General features: G+C 74.8%; 12 protein-coding genes and 2 pseudogenes. 7 read left to right on the top strand and 7 right to left on the bottom strand.

Annotated features, from left to right (window positions below):
- Positions 1 to 78 precede the first annotated feature (78 nt).
- The 3 genes from ADY01_RS00725 (at position 79) to ADY01_RS00715 (ending at position 9,799) form a co-directional block, all read left to right on the top strand.
- A complete protein-coding gene (locus tag ADY01_RS00725) occupies positions 79 to 7,863 on the top strand; it encodes a type I polyketide synthase (protein ID WP_049564047.1) in 7,785 nt (2,594 codons plus the stop codon).
- Positions 7,864 to 7,889: 26 nt separating this feature from the next.
- Positions 7,890 to 9,362, top strand: coding sequence for a tryptophan 7-halogenase (locus tag ADY01_RS00720; RefSeq protein WP_049564044.1), 1,473 nt, complete (start codon positions 7,890 to 7,892; stop codon positions 9,360 to 9,362).
- A gap of 86 nt (positions 9,363 to 9,448) precedes the next feature.
- Positions 9,449 to 9,799, top strand: coding sequence for a VOC family protein (locus ADY01_RS00715; RefSeq protein ID WP_049564042.1), 351 nt, complete (start codon positions 9,449 to 9,451; stop codon positions 9,797 to 9,799).
- 36 nt (positions 9,800 to 9,835) lie between these two features.
- Here the strand turns inward: ADY01_RS00715 and ADY01_RS00710 are convergent, their stop codons facing one another.
- From ADY01_RS00710 to ADY01_RS00695, 4 genes are read right to left on the bottom strand one after another with little or no spacing between them, the layout of a single operon-like run.
- Entirely contained in the window at positions 9,836 to 10,477 is a 642-nt protein-coding gene (locus ADY01_RS00710; protein ID WP_049564040.1) for a response regulator, read from the bottom strand.
- The gene (locus ADY01_RS00705) at positions 10,470 to 11,753 is read right to left on the bottom strand and encodes a sensor histidine kinase (RefSeq protein ID WP_049564038.1); all 1,284 of its coding nucleotides are present in this window, start codon (positions 11,751 to 11,753) and stop codon (positions 10,470 to 10,472) included. Before ADY01_RS00705 ends, ADY01_RS00710 begins: the two co-directional genes overlap by 8 nt.
- Positions 11,754 to 11,761: 8 nt before the next feature.
- A complete protein-coding gene (locus ADY01_RS00700; RefSeq protein WP_049564036.1) occupies positions 11,762 to 12,550 on the bottom strand; it encodes an ABC transporter permease in 789 nt (262 codons plus the stop codon).
- On the bottom strand, positions 12,547 to 13,449 hold the full coding sequence (locus ADY01_RS00695) for an ABC transporter ATP-binding protein (protein ID WP_049564034.1): 903 nt from the start codon (positions 13,447 to 13,449) through the stop codon (positions 12,547 to 12,549). The genes ADY01_RS00700 and ADY01_RS00695 overlap by 4 nt, the downstream gene beginning before the upstream one ends.
- A gap of 179 nt (positions 13,450 to 13,628) precedes the next feature.
- On the opposite strand from ADY01_RS00695, the gene ADY01_RS00690 reads away from it, so the two are divergent.
- The gene (locus ADY01_RS00690; RefSeq protein WP_049564032.1) at positions 13,629 to 14,354 is read left to right on the top strand and encodes a type 1 glutamine amidotransferase; all 726 of its coding nucleotides are present in this window, start codon (positions 13,629 to 13,631) and stop codon (positions 14,352 to 14,354) included.
- A 31-nt stretch (positions 14,355 to 14,385) separates the two neighbouring features.
- Here ADY01_RS00690 and ADY01_RS00685 read toward each other — a convergent pair.
- Positions 14,386 to 15,492, bottom strand: a pseudogene (locus ADY01_RS00685) (pectate lyase family protein); the annotation flags it as partial.
- 382 nt (positions 15,493 to 15,874) lie between these two features.
- On the opposite strand from ADY01_RS00685, the gene ADY01_RS00680 reads away from it, so the two are divergent.
- The 3 genes from ADY01_RS00680 to ADY01_RS00670 all read left to right on the top strand — a co-directional run bounded on the left by ADY01_RS00680 (position 15,875) and on the right by ADY01_RS00670 (position 18,698).
- On the top strand, positions 15,875 to 17,089 hold the full coding sequence (locus ADY01_RS00680; protein WP_049564028.1) for an NAD(P)/FAD-dependent oxidoreductase: 1,215 nt from the start codon (positions 15,875 to 15,877) through the stop codon (positions 17,087 to 17,089).
- An 18-nt stretch (positions 17,090 to 17,107) separates the two neighbouring features.
- The gene (locus ADY01_RS00675) at positions 17,108 to 18,079 is read left to right on the top strand and encodes a sigma-70 family RNA polymerase sigma factor (protein ID WP_420715556.1); all 972 of its coding nucleotides are present in this window, start codon (positions 17,108 to 17,110) and stop codon (positions 18,077 to 18,079) included.
- A 229-nt stretch (positions 18,080 to 18,308) separates the two neighbouring features.
- Entirely contained in the window at positions 18,309 to 18,698 is a 390-nt protein-coding gene (locus ADY01_RS00670) for a DUF4280 domain-containing protein (RefSeq protein ID WP_049564025.1), read from the top strand.
- Between the two features lie 22 nt (positions 18,699 to 18,720).
- Here ADY01_RS00670 and ADY01_RS00665 read toward each other — a convergent pair whose 3' ends face one another.
- Together ADY01_RS00665 and ADY01_RS00660 are read right to left on the bottom strand one after the other, a co-directional pair.
- Positions 18,721 to 19,485, bottom strand: a complete 765-nt coding sequence (locus ADY01_RS00665; protein WP_049564023.1) for a class I SAM-dependent methyltransferase — start codon at positions 19,483 to 19,485, stop codon at positions 18,721 to 18,723.
- Between the two features lie 73 nt (positions 19,486 to 19,558).
- Positions 19,559 to 19,963: pseudogene (locus tag ADY01_RS00660) on the bottom strand (hydrolytic protein); the annotation flags it as partial.

The following is a 19,963-nucleotide window of genomic DNA, read 5'->3' as shown; positions in this document are numbered from 1 at the left end:
GCCGGGGGTCCGGTGCCGGGCCGGGCGCCGCTCGGCGGTCCGATACGGTGGCGGACGCCCCACCGAGACGGAGGCCCGATGGATGCGGCGGAAGCGATCGAGGTCCGGCCCGTCCCGGAGTTGCTCACCGACAACGCCGCACGGCACGGCGGGAAGCTCGCGTTCACCGACGACCGGCGCGGGGTGAGCTGGGCGGAACTGGAGCGCAGGACCGCCCGGTTGGCGGCGGGGCTGGACGTCGACCGCGGCGCCAGGGTGGCGTTCTGCCTGGACGACGGCGTCGAGCTCGTCGAGGGCCTCCTCGCCACCGTCCGGGCCGCCGCGGTCGGCGTGCCGCTGAGCCCCCGCGGCACCGACGCCGAACTCGCCGCGCTCTGGGAGGACTGCGATCCGGCCGTGCTGGTCACCGACCGGCGGAACCTGCCGCGGATAGCCCGGGTGACCGCCGGCCGGTCTCCGCGCCTGGTGGTGACCGGTGAGGGCGCGGCGCCGGACACCGTCTCGCACTTCGAGGCCCTCGCCACCCAAGGGCCGGCCGCGCCCCGTGACGACCTCGCCCTGGACGATCCGGCGTGGCTGCTCTACACGTCCGGCACCTCCGGGGCGCCCAGGGCCGCGGTGGCCAGCCAGCGCTCGGCCCTCTGGTCCCCGGTCGCCTGCTACCGACCGCGGCTCGGGCTGTCGGCGACGGACCGCCTGCTCTGGCCCCTGCCGCTGGCGCACACCTACGCCCACTCGCTCTGCGTGCTGGGCACGACCGTGGCCGGGGCGACCGCGCGGATCACCGCGTCACCGGACCCGGCGGAACTGGTACGGCTCATCGGTGAGTTCGCGCCGACCGTCCTGTGCGGCGTGCCGCTGACCTATCTGCGGCTGCTCGACGCCGGGCTGGGCGCGGTGCCCTCGCTGCGGCTGTGCGTCACCGCGGGCGCGCCCAGCGACCCGGAGCTGCGGGAGCGGGTCGAGGGGCGGTTCGGCGCCCCGCTGCTCGACGGCTACGGCAGCACCGAGACCTGCGGCAAGATCGCCATGGAGACGGTCGACGGGCCGCGCCCGCCCGGCGGCAGCGGGCCGCCGGTCCCCGGCATGGACATCGGGCTGGTCGATCCGGGGACGGGCCGGGACGCGACCGGCGCCGAGGGCGAGATCCGCGTGCGCGGTCCCGGCCTCATGCTCGGCTACCACAACCGGCCCGAGGCCACCGCCGAGGCGATGCGCGACGGCTGGTACCACACCGGTGACCTGGGACGGCTCGACGAGCAGGGCCGTCTGACCGTCACCGGCCGGGTGAACGACCGGATCGTACGCGGCGGCGAGAACGTCGACCCGGCCGAGGTGGAACAGGTGCTGCTCGGCCTGCCCGGCGTTCGCGACGCGGCCGTGGTCGCTCGGGCGCATCCCCTGCTCGGCGAGGTCCCGGTGGCGTTCGTGGTCCCGGCGGAGCAGACGCTCGATCCCGCGGGCCTGCTGCGGGCGTGCGCCACGGTGCTGTCCGCGCACAAGGTGCCCGAGGACGTCCTGTTCACGCCCGCCGTTCCGCGCACCGCCGGGGGCAAGCCGCGGCGGGCGGTGCTGCGCGAGGCGCTCGCCGCGCGTCCGGCCGAGCCGGCGCTCGCGCGGCTGGCCGACCGGACGCCCGGCGAGCGGCGGGCCGCGCTGACCGCCCTGGTGTGCGCGGAGACCGCGGCCGTCCGCGGGACGGCCGCCGAGCCGGGCGCCCCGGACGCCGGCACGTCCTTCGCCGATCTCGGGCTGACCTCACTGGACGCGATGACCCTGTGGCACCGGCTCGGCCTGCGCACCGGCCTGCGGCTGCCGGCGACGCTGGTCTGGGACCACCCGACCGCGGCCGAGGTCGCCGCCTACCTGGACACCCGGCTGCACGGCGGCGCCCCCGCGACGGCGTCGCCGCGGCGCGGGCCGGACGCCGAGCCGGTGGCGATCGTGGCCGTCGGCTGCCGTTACCCGGGCGGGGTGGACTCGCCCGAGGATCTCTGGCGGCTGGTGGCCGAGGGCGTGGACGCCACCGGCGACTTCCCCACCGACCGCGGCTGGGACGTCGCCGCCCTGCACCATCCCGACCCGGACCGGATCGGCACCACGTACACCCGGCGCGGCGGATTCCTCAGCGCCGCGGCGGACTTCGACCCGCTGTTCTTCGGCATCTCGCCGCGCGAGGCGCTGGCCACGGACCCCCAGCACCGCCTGCTCCTGGAGGTCGCCTGGGAAACGCTGGAACGCGCGGGCATTCCCGCGCCGTCCTTGCGGGGCACCGACACCGGGGTGTACGTCGGCCTGATGCACGCCAGTTACGGCAGCCGCGTGTCGGCGCACGAGCTGGAGGCGCACATCGGCATCGGCTCCTCGGGCAGCGTGGCGTCCGGCCGGATCTCCTACGTCCTCGGCCTGCGCGGCCCGGCCATGACCGTCGACACGGCGTGCTCCTCCTCACTGGTCGCCATGGACCTGGCCGCCGCGGCGCTGCGGGCGGGCGCGTGCACGCTCGCGCTCGCCGGCGGTGTGACCGTGATGTCGAGCCCGCAGCCGTTCATCGCGTTCAGCCGCCAGCGCGGCCTGTCCCCGGACGGCCGGTGCCGGTCGTTCGCGGCGGGCGCGGACGGCACCGCGTGGGCCGAGGGCGTCGGGCTGGTGCTGCTGGAGAAGCTGTCAGACGCGCGGCGGAACGGGCATCCGGTGCTGGCCGTGCTGCGCGGCTCCGCGGTGAACTCGGACGGCGCGTCCAACGGGCTGACCGCCCCCCACGGCGAGGCGCAGCGCGACCTGATCCGGCTGGCGCTGGCCGAGGCGGGACTGCGGGGGACGGACGTGGACGTGGTCGAGGGACACGGCACGGGCACCGCGCTCGGTGATCCGATCGAGGCGGGCGCCCTGCTGGCCACCTACGGCGCCGGCCGCGACCCGGACGACCCGGTGTGGCTGGGCTCGGTCAAGTCGAACCTCGGGCATACGCAGGCCGCGGCCGGGGTGGCGGGCGTGATCAAGATGATCGAGGCCATGCGGCACGGCGAACTGCCCAGGTCGCTGTACGCGGAGCAGCCGTCGCCGCATGTGGACTGGTCCGCCGGTGCGGTGCGGCTGCTCGACCGGGCGCGGCCCTGGCCGCGGCGCGAGGGGCCGCGACGGGCGGCGATCTCCTCGTTCGGCATCGGCGGCACCAACGCGCACGTGATCATCGAGCAGCCGCCGGACGTCGGCGCCGACGCCGACTCCGGCGTCGACTCCGGCGCCGGCACGGCCATCGGGTCCGGCCGGGGCCCGACCGAGCCGGCGCGCCGCCTGCCGATCGGGCCCTGGCTGGTCAGCGGCGGCGACGAGGCCGGTCTGCGCGCCCACGCGGCGAAGCTGGCGGCCACGCTCGCGGACGGGACCCGCGGAACCGGCGGAACCGGCCGGACCGGACAGGACGCGCTGGATGTCGCGTACTCGCTGGCGACCACCAGGGCGCCGCTGGCCCGCCGCGCGGCCGTGCTGGCCGCCGACGCCGACGGCCTGCTGGCGGGGTTGCGCGATCTGGCCGAGGGCACCGGCAGCCCCGCGCTGTACCGGGGAACCGCGCGGAGCAGGCCGAAGGTGGCGCTGCTGTGCGCGGGCCAGGGCGGTCAGCGGGCCCGGATGGGCCGCGAACTGGCCGCGTCCTTCCCGGTGTTCGGCGCGGCGTTCACCGAGGTGTGCGAGGCGTTCACGCCGTGGCTCGACCGGCGGCTGTCGGAGGTGATCGACGACCCCGACGGCGGCCCGCTGGACGGCACCGACTACGCGCAGCCCGCGCTGTTCGCCTTCGAGGTCGCCCTGCACGCGCTGCTCGCCGAGTGCGGCGTACGACCGGACTACCTGGTCGGTCACTCGGTCGGTGAGCTGGCCGCCGCCCACCTCGCCGGCGTGTTCTCCCGCGCCGACGCGGTACGGCTGGTCGCCGCGCGCGGCCGTCTGATGGCCGCCCTGCCCGCCAGCGGCGCGATGCTCGCGGTGCGCGCTCCGCTGGCCGAGGTGGCGCACCGGCTCGGCGAGGTGCCCGGGCGGGTCGCGGTGGCGGCGGTCAACGGGCCGATGTCCCTCGTGCTCTCCGGCGACGAGGAGGCGGTGGTCGAGCTGGCCGCCCGCATCGGCCACCCGGCCACCCGGCTCCGGGTCAGCCACGCGTTCCACTCCCCGCTGCTCGACCCGATGCTGGCCGAGTTCCGCGAGATCGCCGAGTCGGTGACCTACCACCGGCCGTCCGTCCCGGTGGTGTCCACGGTGACCGGCCGTCCCGAACCGGACGAGCTCGCCACCGCCGACCACTGGGTACGGCACGTCCGCGAGACGGTCCGGTTCGCCGACGCGGTGGAGTGGCTGGCCGACCAGGGGGTCACGGCCTTCGTCGAGGCGGGTCCCTCCGCCGCGCTCGGCGTGTCGGCGGAGGAGTGCGTGGCACCGGACGCGGGCGCGGTGTTCACGGCGTGCGCCGACCCCCGCGCGACGCTCGCGGCGCTGGCCGCCCTGCATGTGCACGGCGTGCCGGTGGACTGGCGGGCGGTGTACGCGGGCAGCGGTGCCCGTCGCCGCCCGCTGCCCACCTACCCCTTCCAGCGGCAGCGCTACTGGCTGGACGCCTCGCGGCACCGGGTCGCGGCCGGCCATCCGCTGCTGGGCGAGGAGCGGCCGGACGCCGACGGGCCCGGCGTCCGGCACACGGGAGTGCTGTCCACCGCCCGTCAGCCCTGGCTCGCCGACCATGTGATCGGCGGCCGGACACTGGTGCCCGCGTCGGTGTTCGCCGAGCTGGCCTGCCGCGCGGCCGGGGCGTCCGGCGCCGTGCGCCTGGCCGAACTGGCCTTTCACGAGCCGCTGATCCTCTCCGGGGCCGATCCGGCGCGGGTCCAGGTGGTCGCGGGCGCGGCGGACGAGGCGGGGACCCGCCCGGTCACCGTCTGGGCCCGCACCGCCGGCGCCACGGGGCCGTGGACCCGGCACGCCACCGCGGCGATCGCGCCTGCCGGCGCGCCACCCGCCGTTCCGCCGGGGGCGTGGCCGCCCCCGGGCGCGGAGGAGATCCCGGTCGACTACCCAGGCCTCGCCCCGTACGGCCACCGCTACGGGCCCGCGTTCCGCGCGGTGACCGCCCTGTGGCGCCGTGGGGCGGAACTCTTCGCCGACGTGGCGCTCCCGCCCGGGGAGGCGGCGACCGCCGGCTCGTACGCCCTGCATCCGGCGCTGCTCGACGCCGCGCTGCACGCCGCGCTGCTGGCCGAACGACCGGACGAGCCGCGGGCCCCGCTCGCCTGCACCGGCGTGACCGTGTACACGACCGGTGCCACCGCCGCGCGGGCCCGTCTGCGGCGGCTGGGACCGGACGAGTTCCGGATCACCCTCACCGACCCGGCCGACCGGCTACTCGCCGCGATCGAGTCCGTGGTCACCCGGGCGATCCCCGCGGTGCCCGCCACCCGCGCCGAGGTGTACCGGCCTCTCTGGCGGCCCGCCGCGCCGGCCGGCGACGCGGGCGCGGAGCACGAACTGCTCGACGTTGCACGCCTGGCCGCGGGCCTGCCCGAGGGCGCCGACCTGCCCGAACGCGTCCGGGACCTCGTCACGGCCACGCTGGCGCGGGTGCGCGACTGGGTCTCCGACGCGCGGCCGGGCCGCCTGCTGATCCTCACCCGCAACGCCACCGGAGACGATCCGGACCTGGCCGAGGCCGCGGTCGCCGGGCTGGTGCGCAGCGCCCAGTCCGAGCACCCCGGCCGGATGGCGCTGGTGGACCGCCGCGGCCGTCCCGCCTCCCCGGAGGCCCTGGACGCGGCGCTGCGCACCGGCGAACCCCAGGTCGCGCTGGGCGACGGCGTCGTCCTGGTGCCCCGGCTGACCGCCGCGGATCCGCGGACCGCCGAGGCGCCCGCCCTGGATCCCGAGGGCACGGTCCTGATCACCGGCGGCACCGGCGGGCTCGGTGCGAGCCTCGCCCGGTATCTCGTGGCCGAACGCGGGGTCCGCCATCTGCTGCTGGCCGGCCGCGGCGGCCGGGTCCCCGCGTGGGTGGCCGATCTGCCGGCCACCGTGACCGTGGTGGCGTGCGACGTGAGCGGGCGGGCGGCCGTCGACGCCCTGGTCGCGGCCTGCCGACCGGCGCTGACCGCGGTGTTCCATCTCGCGGGGGTGGTGGACGACGGCGTGGTGGACGCCATGACCCCGCGCCGGGTGGCGGCCGTACTGGCGCCGAAGGCGGACGGCGCCTGGCATCTGCACGAGGCGACCAGGGATCTCGGGCTGTCCGCGTTCGTGCTGTACTCCTCGGCCGCCGGCGTGCTGGGCCGGCCGGGGCAGTCGAACTACGCGGCCGCGAACGGGTTTCTCGACGCGCTCGCCCGCCACCGGGTCGCCCGCGGCCTGCCCGCGCAATCCTTGGCCTGGGGTCCGTGGTCCGCCGCGGACGGCGGAGGAATGGCGGGCCGGGTCGCGCCGCTCGGTCTCGGCGAGGGCGGCATCCGGCCGGTCACCGAGCGGGAGGGCATCGGCCTGCTCGACGCCGCGCTGCGCCGTGCGGAGCCGGTGCTGGTGCCGCTCCCGCTGGATCCCGCGGCCGCCGGCGGCCCGTCCGGACCGCCGGTCCTGGCGGACCTGGCGGACCTGGCGCGTGCGCGTCCGTCTCCGGAGGGGACGAGCGCCGCCCCGTCGGCCACCGCGCAGGCGCCCGGCGCCTGGCGCGAGCGGCTCGCCGCCGTTCCGGCGCGGGAGCGCGAGAGCGTGCTGACCGAGCTGATCCGTGCCGAGCTGGCCGCGGTGCTGGGCTTTCCGGACCCGTCCGCGTTCCCCGCCGACCGGGAGTTCGGCCGGCTCGGCTTCGACTCCCTGACCGCGGTGCAGGTCCGCAACCGGCTCAGCGCGTTCACGCGCGTGCGGCTGGCGCCGACGGTCGTTCTCGACCACCCGACGCTCGCCGCGCTGGCCGCGCATGTCCACGCCGAGCTGCGAAACGGCGGGGGCCTGCCGGGGACCGGGGCCGAAGCGGGGGCAGGGCCCGACGCCGAGAGCCACGCTCCGCCGCCGTCCTACCGGTTGAGCGCCGTCTACCACCGGGTCCTGCGCGAACGGGGCCCGCTGGAGGCGATGGCGCTGCGCTACTTCGCGTCCTCCGCGGTGCCGTCCTTCGCCGCGGCCGAGCGCGCCCGGCATGCCGTCCCCCCGGTTCGGCTGGCCCGTGGCGAGGGCACCGCGCTGGCGTACATCCCGGATTACCTCACGCCCCACCACCGCGTCCCCGCCGGCCTGGCCGAGCGGTTCGACGGCGAACGCGACCTGTTCCTCCTGGAACATCCCGGATTCGGCGGCCGCCGGGCGGTACCGGACAGCGTGGCCGCGCTGGTGCGCGCGCACGCCGACACGGTGGACGCGCTGTCGCCCGGCCGACCGGTCGTCCTCGTCGGCTTCTGCGCCGGCGGCGCCGTCGCGCACGCCGTGGCCCGTTACCTCGCGAGCGCGGGGCGGCCACCGGCCGGCGTGGTCCTGCTCGACTCGCACGCCGGCGTGCTGCGCCGCGACGACGCGCGGGCGCTGGCCCTGATGGCCGCCGGCGCCGCCCTGCCGGACGAGCTGGTCGAGCAGTTCGACGACTCGTTGCTGATCGCCGGCGGTGGCTATGCGCGGGTGCTGGAGGACTGGCGCCCCGAACCGTCGCCGGTTCCGGCCCTCCTGCTCCGCGGCCGGCCGACGGCGGAGATGCGGCGGATCGACGCCGACCGGGACTGGCGCCCGCACTGGCCGCTGCCCCACGACGTCGTCGACGTCCCCGGCGACCACTACTCCCTCGTCCACCGCGACGCCGACACCACGGCCGCGGCGATCCGCGCCTGGCCGGCCGGGTGAGAGCACGTGAGAACAGGAGATCCCCGATGACCCCGGACTACGACCTGATCGTGGTGGGCGGCGGCCCGGCCGGCTCGACCGCGGCGACCGCCGTGGCCATGCGCGGTCACCGGGTGCTGCTCCTGGAACGGGAGACGTTTCCGAGATACCAGATCGGCGAGTCGCTGCTGCCCGCCACCGTGCACGGCCTGTGCCGCATCCTCGGCGTCGCCGACGAGGTCGCCCGGGCGGGCTTCACACCCAAACGCGGCGGCACGTTCCGCTGGGGGCGCGACCCACGGCCGTGGCAGTTCTCCTTCTCCATGACGCCTCGCCTGCCCGAGCCGACGGCGACCGCGTTCCAGGTGGAACGCTCCCGGTTCGACGAGATCCTGCTGCGCAACGCGGGCCGCGCCGGGGTCGAGATCCGCGAGGGCAGCCCGGTGCGGCGCCTGGTGGCCGACGGCGAACGGGTGCGCGGCGTCGAGTACACCGACCCCGGGGGCACCCCGCGCACGGCGCACGCCCCCTTCGTCATCGACGCGTCCGGCAACACCAGCCGGATCCACGGCCGGGTCGGCGGTGCGCGCGTGTACTCCGAGTTCTTCCGCAACCTGGCCGTGTTCGGCTACTTCGCGGGCGGGCGCCGGCTCCCCGAGCCGAACAGCGGCAACATCTTCTGCGCCGCCTTCGACGCGGGCTGGCTCTGGTACATCCCGCTGCGCGACGACCTGACCAGCGTCGGCGCCGTCATCGCGCCGGAGCACACCCCGGCGGTCCAGCGCGATCCGCGCGCCGCCTGGCGGGACATGATCCGCGCCTGCCCCGAGGTCGGACGGCTGCTGGCGGACGTGCCGGTCGCGACCGAGCCACCCTACGACCGGGTGCGGGTGCGCAAGGACTACTCCTACTGGAAGAAGGCGTTCTGGGCGCGCGGGGTCGCGCTGGTCGGCGACGCCGCGTGCTTCGTGGATCCGGTGCTCTCCTCGGGGGTGCACCTGGCCACCTACGGCGCCCTGCTGGCCGCCCGCGCGGTGAACGCCGCGCTGGACGGCAGCGTGCCCGAGGCGCGCGGCTTCGCCGAGTTCGAGGCGCGCTACCGCCGCGAGTACGCCGTGTTCTACGAGTTCCTCATGGCGTTCTACGACATGGAACGCGACGAGCGCTCGTACTTCTGGTCGGCGAAGAAGGTGGCCCGGGTGGACACCGGCGAGGCCGCCGCGTTCGCCGAGCTGGCCGGCGGGCTGGTGTCCGGCGACGCGGCGGTGGTCGGCACCCAGCGGCTCGGCGCCCACTGGCGTTCCGCGGCGGCCGAACTGGACGGCGCGGTGGGCCGGTTGGCGACCGCGGGCGACCGCGTCAATCCGCTGCTCTCCTCCCGGGTCGTCGGCGCGACCTTCCGTACCGGCAACGAGCTCCAGGAGCAGGCGCTGTACGGCGGTCCGCTCGACGACCCCGGCCCCGCCGCCTCCGGGGGACTCGCCGTCACCGCGGACGGTCTGGCCTGGACCCTGCCATGAGGTCGCCGACCCCCGGCCGGCCGGCGGCGGTGTGGTGTAGTGCGGGAGAGTCCGAGAACCACCTCCGTCCTCACCTGGAGTCACCGATGTCCGTTCGCCGTGTCATGCCCGTCGTCCCGTCGGAGGCCGCCGCGGAAGAGAGCCGCGAGTTCTATGGCCGACTGGGCTTCGAGGAGGTCATGAACCTGGGGTGGATCATGACGCTTGCCTCCCCCACCCTGCCGGCGGCGCAGATCAGCTTCATGACCAGCGACGAAACCGCCCCGGTCATCCCCGACATGAGCATCGAGGTGGATGACGTGGACGCGGCCTACGCCGCCCTGCAGGAGAGCGGCGCGGACATCGTCCATCCGCTCCAGGACGAGGAGTGGGGCGTGCGGCGGTTCTTCGTCCGTGACCCCAACGGCCGGGTGCTCAACGTGCTGAGCCACCGCTGAGCCCGGCCGCGGAGCGGCGGCCGGCGCGCCTGAGGCTCAGCCCAGGATGCCGCGGTCGTACGCCACGGCCACCGCTGCCGCCCGGTCGTTGACCCTCAACTTCCTGTACAGATGGGTCAGATGGGTCTTGACCGTCGCCTCGCTGATGAAGAGCTCCCGGGCGATCTCGCGGTTCGAGGTGCCCCTGGCCACCAGTTCGAGCACCTCGCGCTCGCGGGCCGAGAGCACCTCGGCCGCGGGGGTGGCGGGGTTCCTGACGGCGCCGACGAGGCGGGACGCGACGGCGGGCGACAGGACGGTGCGGCCCTCGGCGGCGGCGCGGACCGCCGTGAACAGGTCGTCGCGGGGCGCGTCCTTGAGGAGGTAGCCGGTGGCGCCCGCCTCGATCGCGGGGATGGTGTCGGAGTCCGTGTCGTACGTGGTGAGGACGAGGACCTTGGCGCGGGCGCCGCGCCGGGTGAGGTCGGCGATCGCCTCGACGCCGCTGCCGGCGGGCATGCGCAGGTCCATCAGGACGACGTCCGGGTCCAGGCGCAGGGCGAGTTCGACCCCCTCGGCACCGCCCGCGGCCTCACCGAGGACGGCGAAGCCGGGATCGGAGGCGAACATGCCGCGCAGGCCGTCCCTGACGACGGGGTGGTCGTCGACGATCAGCAACGTGATGGTCCGGTCAGCCATGGCGCACCAACGGTACGCGGGCGCTGATCGCGGTGCCCTGCCCCGGCTCCGACTCGACGGCGACGGTGCCGGCGATGCGTTCGGCGCGGGCGCGCATCCCGTCGAGGCCGAAGCCGCCGCTGCCGGTGCGCGTCGCCGCGGCGAGGGGGTCGAAGCCGCGGCCGTCGTCGCGTATGTCCAGGGTGACCTCGTCGCCCATGTAGGAGAGGGTGACGCCCGCGCGGGCGGCGCGGGCGTGGCGGCCGGTGTTGGCGAGGGCCTCCTGGGCGATCCGCAGGAGGGTGGCGGCGACCTCGTCGTGCAGCGGCTCCTCGGTGCCGGTGACGGTGAGCCGGGCCGCCACGCCGGTGCGCTCGGACCACTCGCCGACGGTCTTCTTCAGCGCCTCGGGGAGCGTGTCGTGCTCCAGGGCGGCGGGAGAGAGGTTCGCCACGGAGCGCCGGGCCTCGCCCAGGGAGTGGCGGGCCAGCGCCTGGGCGCGGCCCACGTGCTCGCGGGCCAGGTCCGGATCGGCGGTGGAGGAGACCACCTGGAGCTGGGCGATGATGCCGGTCAGGCCCTGGGCGATGGTGTCGTGGATCTCGGCGGCGAGGCGGCGTCGCTCGTCGGCGACGCCGGCCTCCCGCGCCTGGAGGACGAGTTGGGCGTGCAGGGCGGCGTTCTCGGCGAGGGCCTTCTCCAGGGCGGTGATGGTCTCGGCCCGCTCCTCGGCCTTCTCGGCCTCCTTGGCACCGAGGTGGTTGAGGCTGATGGCGAGCGTCGCGTTGAAGACGAGCAGCGCGCCGAAGACCACCCATTGCATCGGCGAGTCCGGCGGCAGTCCGCCGGACTGGGAGCCCGCCAGGGCGACGGCGGTGACCATGATCCCGGCCCGGGCGGCGCGCGGCGGCAGCAGTTGCGCGGCGTCGAAGTAGCCGAGGCAGGCATAGATCGCGAAGAAGGAATTGAACCAGGTCAGGGCGAAGGCGAGGGCGGTGCGCAGCACGAAGTAGACGCGACCGGCCGTGGTCCCCTCCGGCAGCAACGGGGTGCCGGCCCCCCGTTCCGCGTCGGCCGCGTGTTCGCCCGGGGCCGCCGCCAGCAGCCGCGGCATGGCCCGGGACCACCACGCCTGCACGGCCAGCGTGGCGAGGAGCAGAGCCCCCGCGACGTACATCTCCCACCGGGTCATGATCAGGGGGGCGGCCACGGATCCGAGGAGCGTGGCGAGGCCCAGCAGGGCGTACGGCCCGTACCGGAAGAACTGCGCCCAGCGCTCCTCGACCGTCATCGTCATGGCACGAGCTACTCCCACGTGAACCAGCGGCGGGCCGCGGCGATCAGCAGGACCGCCCACAGCGCCATGACCCCCAGGTGTGTCCAGTCAGGCCAGTCTCCCGCGGCGGCCTCGTCGAGGGCCTGTGCGGCGGCGCCCAGCGGGGTGAGGCTCACGATGCGCTGGAGCACGTCGGGCATGGCCGCGACCGGCAGCCAGACACCGGAGGCGAACATCGCCGGGAAGAACACCGCCGAGCCTACTGCCTGGGTGATCTTCGTGGTGCGGCAGACGGCGGAGATGGTGGCGCCGAGCGCCAGGGTGGCCAGGGTGACGAGAGCGAGCGCCACCAGGTATCCGAAGAGCTGGCGGGGCAGGGCCACGTCGAGCACGATCCGGCCCACGGCGAGGGCGAGCAGCGCGGAGACCGCGATGGCCGCGCCGTGCAGCGCGATCTGCGCGCCGATGAGGGAGCCGGGCCGCACGGGGGTGCTGGACATGCGGCGCAGGATGCCGCGCTCGCGGTAGCCGGTGAGGACGGGCGGCATGGTCTGGAGGCCGGCCGTGATCACGGCGAGCAGGATGGCGACGGGGACGTAGAGGTCCACGACGCGCAGGCCGCCCAGTTCGGCCGAATGCTCCCGGTTGGAGGGGATGGCGCCCAGGATGCACAGCAGGATCGCGGGGAAGGCCAGCACCCAGAAGAGGGCGGCGGGCTCGCGCAGGATCAGGCGTCCCTCCGCCTTGAGGACGGCGGTGGCGCTGCCCTTGACGGCCGCCGTGCGGCCGGGGTTGCGGCCGAGGTTGAACGTGGTCATGCGTCCGGTCCCGTCAGGTCGAGGTAGGCGTCGTCCAAGGTGGCCTCGGTGACGCGGAGTTGGTGGGCGGAGACGCCCTGCCCGGCGAGCAGCGAGAGCACGGCGTGCACCGTCTCGTCCGTGCCGTTGACCACGATCCGGCCGTCCTCGTGCGTCACGGACGCGACCGAGGGCAGTTCCGCCAGCAGCCGCACGTCGAGCGGGGCGGAGGGCGTGAAGGAGATCGCCGTGCTGCCCGCGGTGCGTCCGATCAGCCCGGACGGGGTGTCCAGTGCGGTGATCCGGCCCTTGTCGATCAGGGCTATCCGGTCGCACAGGCGCTGTGCTTCCTCCATGAAGTGCGTGACCAGCAGCACGGTGACCCCGCTGTCGCGAATGTCCTGGATGAGCCGCCAGGTGTCGCGGCGGGCTCGCGGGTCGAGGCCGGTGGTCAGCTCGTCCAGTACGAGGATGCCGGGCTTGCCGACCAGGGCGAGCGCGATGGACAGGCGTTGCTTCTGGCCGCCGGAGAGCTTCGCGAACCGGGTGCGGAGTGTGTCGTTGAGTCCGAGGCGCTCGGCGAGGGCGCGCCAGTCGGCGGGGTCCGGGTAGCAGGCGGCGTACAGTTCGAGCGCCTCCCTGACGGTGATCTTGGGCTGTAGTTCGCTCTCCTGGAGCTGCGCGCCCAGGATGCGGGTGACGGAGTCGCGGTCGGCGACGGGGTCGTACCCGGCCACGCGGACGCTGCCGGCGTCGGGGCGCCGTAGTCCTTCCACGCACTCGACCGTGGTGGTCTTGCCCGCGCCGTTGGGGCCGAGGATCCCGAAGATCTCTCCCTTCTCGACGGTGAAGGACACGCCGTCGACGGCCTTCCTTCCCGCGTAGCCCTTGTGCAGGCCGCTGACTTCGATGATTGCCATGGGAATGAGCGTGCCGCGGCGGGACGGGGGCGGACATCGCCCATCGCGCTCGAAGGAGCATCAGCCGATCGGCTGATGGCGCGTGCCCGCCGGGGGGTGGTGTGCGGTGGGGTGGGGCAGAACGGTCTCCGACAGGGAGACCGGCACGGCCGGGCAGGCGCACGACACGGGAGTGGAACATGGCTCGTAGGACCGAGGCTCTGGTCATTCAGCACATGGCGGCCGGTGGTCCCGGTCGGTGGGCCGGGTGGCTCGCCGAGGGCGGGCTCGATCTGCGCGTCGTGCGGGCCTACGCCGGAGAGCCGTTGCCCGGCAGGCTGGACCACGCGGCGCTGCTCGTTCTCGGCGGCGCCTATCTGCCGGACGACGACGAGCGAGCGCCCTGGCTGGCCCCGGCGCGGCGGCTGGTGCGGGACGCGCTGGACCGGGAGATCCCGATGGTCGGCATCTGTCTCGGCGGACAGATGCTGGCGAGCGTCGCCGGCGGAGCCGTGCGGGCGGAGCACGGGGAGCCGGAGTTCGGGAGCACGCGGCTGACGCTGCGCGGCGAGGCGGCGGAGGACCCGCTGTTCCGCCGGTTGCCGCCGCGTCCCGTGGCGATCGAGAACCACGTGGACGCGATCGTCCGGCTGCCGGAGGGCGCGCGGTGGCTGGCGGAGAGCGACCGGTGCCCGTATCAGGCGTTCCGGGTCGGCGAGGCGGCGTGGGGCGTTCAGTTCCATCCGGAGAGCGACCCGGAGCGGATCGCCCAGTGGTCAGCCGGGCGGCTCGCGCGTCATGGGGTGGACCGGGAGGCACTGCACCGTCGCGCCGTCGCGGACGACCCCGCCCTCGTCGAGGTCTGGCGCGAGGTGGCCCTGCGCTTCGCGGCGTTCGCCGCGAGGCGCGGCCGGGACCCCCGCTGATCCGGCTCGGTCCGGGCCGTCCCCGCGTCTACGGCGAGCAGTCGCCGTCCGACTCGGCCAGACCGGTGTGGGCGCCCGCCGTCCGGCTGACGACGTCCGGCACGCAACCGGCGTCATCGAGGCTGTAGGAGTACGGGATGCTGACGGTCGTGGTGGACTGCGGGTCCGGGCCGGCGGGGTTGTTCTCGTCACCGGGGCTGGACCAGGTCACGTTGTCGAAGACGTTGCCGCCGACCTGCCAGTAGCCGGCCTCGTCGGTGTAGAAGGTGCCCAGGACGTCCTTGGAGTCCTCGAAGTAGTTGTTGTCCACCCTGGCGCGAGCTCCGGCTCGGGAGTTGATCCCGGACTCGTGGAGGCTCACGTAGTGGTTGTTGTAGATGTGGGCGGTGCCACCGCGCAGCAGGGGGGTGCGGGAGTCGATGTTCTCGTAGAGGTTGTGGTGGTACGTGACGAAGCCGTTCGAGCGGTCGCTCTCGCTGGACCCGACGAGCCCTCCGCGGCCGGAGTCGCGCAGGATGCTGTAGGAGAGGGTCACGTACTGGGTGTTGTCCTTCATGTCGAAGAGGCCGTCGAAGCCCTCCGACTCCCCGCCCGACGCCTCCAGGGTGACGTGGTCGACCCAGACGTTGCGGACGTCGCTCTCCATGCCGATGGCGTCGCCGCCGTTGGACGTGGGCGAGCCGGACTTCTTGACGTTCCGGACGGTCACGTTCTGGATGATGATGTTGCTGGCCTCGCGCACGTGGATGCCCAGCTGGTCGAAGACGGCTCCGCTGCCGACGCCGATGATCGTGACGTTGCTGATCTGCTTGAGCTCGATCACGCCCGCGGCGGTGTTGCAGCTGTCGCCCGACACCTTGCTGGTGTTGCCGTGGTTGATGGTCCCCTCGACCTCGATGATGATCGGGGTCTCGCTGCTGGCCCGGCCGCACAGGGCCGCGTGGATCGCGGTTCCCGTGGTGGCCCGGACCGTCTGCCCGCCCGCGCCGCCGGTCGTCCCGCCGTTCTGGGTCGCGTAGCCGGTGGCGCTGCCGGCCGCCGCCGACGCTTCGGGCATCGACAGGAACGCACCGGTCGCGGTCGCTATGGCCATCGAGGCCAGCACCGCGGAGAGTCGCAACGCCATTGAACGTCTCATCCTTGGCTCGCCTTTCGTCGTCGAGTACAGCGAGGCGGGCGGCCCCCGGGCGCGAGACCTCGACTCGGTAAGCGCTTACCCTCACGGAGCGGAAGGCCCCTGGTCATTCGGGCCACTCGGACGGTAAGCGTAGGGGGGAGAATCGGCACGATTCCGCGCACCGCGAGGACAATACCGATCATCCGCGACCCGGTCCGCGCATGGCCCGGCAGCGCAGGGACGAGGGGCGGGGCGGCGTCCGGGGACGACTCTGTGACCCAGCTCTGGGGCCAAGTCCTGTGACCCAGCCCTGTGACCCACGCCACACGCGGTTCCTGTCAGCAATCGGGGCGCTGTTCCGCTCAACCCACCGAGGGAGCAAGCGAACCGACAGGAGCGCCACATGAAGCACCGCATCGTCCTCCTCGGCGCCGGCTATGCCGGGGCCTACACGGCGGGGATCCTGGCCCGCCGGCTGTCCCCGGCGGACACCGAGATCACCGTGGTCAACGCCGAGCCGGACTTCGTCCAGCGGATGCGCCTGCACCAGCTCGCGGCCGGCCAGGAGATCGCGGCTCCGAAGCTCGCCGACGTCTTCGCGGGCACGGGGATACGGCTGCGCCTGGCCCGTGTCACCGCCGTCGACCCCGAGCGCCGGGTCGTCGCCGTGGCCCATGCCGACGGCGGTAGCGGCGAGCTCGGCTACGACACGCTCTTCTACGCGCTCGGCAGCCGCGTCGCCGACCACGGCGTCCCCGGCGTGGCCGAGAACGCCTTCGACGTCGCCGGCCGGCCCTCGGCGCTGACCCTGCGCGAGCGCCTGGACGGCCTGGAGCGGCGGGGCGCGGGCGGGAGCGTGCTGGTCGTCGGTGACGGGCTGACCGGCATCGAGACCGCCACCGAGATCGCCGAATCCCGGCCCGGCCTGCCGGTGACGCTGGTCGCCCGCGGCGAGCTGGGCGCCCGGCTCGCCGTCGGGGCCGGCGGCCACCTGCGCCGGGCCTGCGACCGGCTGGGCATCACCGTCCTGGAGCACACCACCGTCGAAGCCGTCGAGGCGACGCGGGTGCTGTGCGCCGACGGCACCGCCCTGGCGTCCGACGCGACCGTGTGGGCGGCCGGGTTCGCGGTCAGCCCCATCGCCGCCGCCGGCGGTCTTGAGGTCACCGCGAACGGCCGGATCGTCGTCGACCGCACCATGCGGTCGCTCTCGCACCCGGACGTCTACGCCGTCGGCGACAGCGCCCACGCCATCGGCGACAACGGCCGGCCGCTGCCGATGTCCTGCGCCTCGGCGGGCTACACCGGCCGGCAGGCCACGGACGCGATCGTGGGACGCCTGACCGGCCGCGGTATCGAGAACACCAGGCTGGTCTACGCGTACAACGCCATCAGCCTCGGGCGGCGGGACGGGATCCTGCAGAGGGTCGACGACGAGGCGCGGCCGAGGCCGACGTACGTGGGCGGCCGGAAGGCCGCGCGGATCAAGTGGGGCATCGTCACGGCCGCGCTGTGGAGCTCCTCGCACCCGACCTTCGGCCTGCCCAGGCGCACGCGCCGCCTGGCCGCCGTGCCGGATGGATCCGCGCATACGCCGGCCGGGCAGGCGGTCGCCTAGCCGCCTAGGGTGGTTCGCGTGGACGGCGCCGCCGCTGATCGCTTCGACACCGGCCGGTTCGAGGCCAGCCGGAACCGGCTGGCCCCGCTGGCGTACCGGCTGCTGGGCTCCGCCGCCGACGCCGAAGACGCCGTGCAGGACGCGTTCCTGCACTGGCAGGCCGCCGACCGGCGGCGGATCAAGGTGCCGGAGGCGTGGCTGACCAGGGTCGTCACCAACCTGTGCCTCGACCGGCTCCGCTCGGCACAAGCCCGCCGCGAACGCGCCGTCGGCGCCTGGCTGCCCGAACCGCTCCTCGACGGCGACCCGATGCTCGGCCCGGCCGACACGTTCGAGCAGCGCGAATCGGTCTCCCTGGCCGTGCTGACGCTCATGGAACGCCTGTCCCCCGTCGAGCGGGCCGTCTACCTCCTGCGCGAGGCGTTCTGCCACAGCCACGCCGAGATCGCCGAGATCCTCGGCGTCACAGAGTCCGCGAGCCAGCAGCACCTCCACCGGGCCCGGCACCGCATCACCGCCGCGCGCCGCCGCGGCAACGGCAGCGGCAACGGCGACGGCGACCCGGCATCCGCCCGCAGGATCGTCGAGGAATTCCTCGCCGCCGCCTCCTCGGGCCGCACCGAACGGCTGGTGGCGCTGCTCACCGACGACGCGACCGCGATCTCCGACGGCGCCCGCGGCCTGGCCGGGACGCTGCTGCGGTATGACACTCCGCAGGGCATCGCGGCCGTCGCACGGGCCGGTTTCACACCGACACCCGCGAAACGGCGCTTCGCCGGCGGCACGCCCGCCATCCACTACGCGCGCGTCAACGGCGCCCCCGCCATCCTCTTCGTGCCCGGCGACGAGGTCGTCGGCGTCGTGGCGTTCGACATCACCGGCGGCAGGATCGCGACCGTGCGCGGCATCGCCCACCCCACCCGCCTCGCCCGCCTCACCGCGGCCTGGCGGCAGCACGAACCGGACGCGCCGCTCATCCCCCGGTGGTGACCCGACGCCGACCGCGGCGAGGCGCGGCCAGGCGCGGCACCCGCGCCCGACGCCTCGCGCCCGACGCCTCGCGCACGCTGCCCGGAAGTCTGCCCCCGCGTCCCTGCCGTGCCGCACGCGTCGCCGGGAACACTGCCGTCGTGCGCATGCTCCGACAAGCCGAGGGCCTCCCCGCCCGGCGGTCCACCGCCCGTGACCTCCTCACCGAGACCGTTGCCGGGGAGGGGTCATGAGCGCGGTGGTCGTCGCGGGCGCGATGCTCCGGTGCTCGTTCGGGCTCTCCCCCGCCCCTCTCGCGGTGCCGCCCCGGGGAGTCACGGCGTCGGGAAGGCCGGTCGCCCGGATCGACGACATCCGGCCGGTGGCGAACCTGGCGCCGTTCGGCCTGTGCAACAGCCGCACCAATCCGGCGGTGGTGGCGGCCACCGCCGCCGCGGCGGGGGTGCCGACCCCGGCGCCGTGCGTCCCGGCGGTGTCCGCGCCCTGGGCCCCGGGCTCCCCGACCGTGCTGGTCGCCCGGGTGCCCGCGCTCACCGCCCGCTCAACGTGCGTATGCCTGTGGGCGGGCGCGATCACCGTCCTCGACGCGGGCCAGCGCACCACGCGGGTGGCCGGCTAGGAGGTGCCCGGACAGCGCGGGCTCAGCCGCCGAGCTGGTCCGGGCCCTTCTCGCCACGCCGGTAGACGGAGACATGGGACCGCGACTCGGCGGTGAACTCGGCTCCGTGCCAGTCCGCGTGCCGGGACTCCAGCCGGAAGCCGGCCAGCCGGGCCATGAGATCGAGCTCCGTCGGCCAGATGTAGCGGTGCGGGCTGCGGAACATCCGCGTCTCCTCGCCGTCGCCGAACCAGAAGTGGTGGGAGACGACGTGCTGGCGCAGCACGTCGTAGGCGTCCAGGACGAAGTGGCCCGTCCCCGACTCCCCGCCGACCACGGCCTGCTGGCCGGGCGGCAGCTTCCGCAGTTCGGGGACCCACAGCTCGATGACGAACCGTCCACCCGGTGCCAGGTGGCGAGCGGCGTTGCGGAAGCACGCGACCTGCTCGTCCTGGGTGAGCAGGTTGGAGATCGTGTTGTAGACGAGGTAGACCAGCTGGAACGTTCCCGGGGCGCGGGCGGTCGCCATGTCACCGGCGACGACCGGGATCGTCGCCTCGTCCACCTTGGTCCGCAGTCGGTCCACCATCGGCTGTGACATCTCGACGCCGGTGACCGGCACGCCACGTCGTGCCAGGGGGACGGCCACCCGGCCGGTGCCGATGGCGAACTCGAGCGCCGGTCCGCCCTCGGCGAGCTCGGCCAGGCGATCCACCGTCGGCTCCAGCACCTCCGGCGCGAACATGCCGGTGCCGGGCGTGTCGTAGCCGTGGGCAACGTCGGTGTTCCAGATCTCTTCCTGTCGCATGCCGTCCAACGATCCCCGGGGTGATCACCCGTGTCGACGGGTTTTCGATCACCGTGGATCCCCCGGCGCCCCCTCAGGGCAACGCGCCCCAGGTGCCGTTGACGAAGAGCGACTCCTCGCAGGTGCTGGGCGTGGGTCCGTCGGGCGGGTTCCCCGGCTGATGGCAGGTCACCGACATCTCGATGGTGCTGCCCGGCGGCGCCTCGATCGGGGTCACCCAGTGGTTGTCGTGGCTGCGGAAGTTCTCCAGGGCCAGCGAGGTGACGGTCCTGTCGTCGATGGTGACGCGCAGGGTGCCGGTGTCCCCCTGCGGCGCGTCGGCCACGATGTCGGTGATCAGCAGGAAGCCGTCGTCGGGCACCTCGAAGACCGCCGTCTCGCTCTCGCCCGGAGCCAGGCTCGTCTCCAGCACGGTGGCGAACGCGTCGCCCTCGGCCCCGGCGCCCCCCTCGGGGCCCCCCCCCCCCCCGCCGCCCCC

The organism is Streptomyces sp. SBT349, from assembly GCF_001083795.1.
Classification (GTDB): Bacteria; Actinomycetota; Actinomycetes; order Streptomycetales; family Streptomycetaceae; genus Streptomyces.
This window is presented reverse-complemented; position numbering and strand designations above follow the sequence as displayed.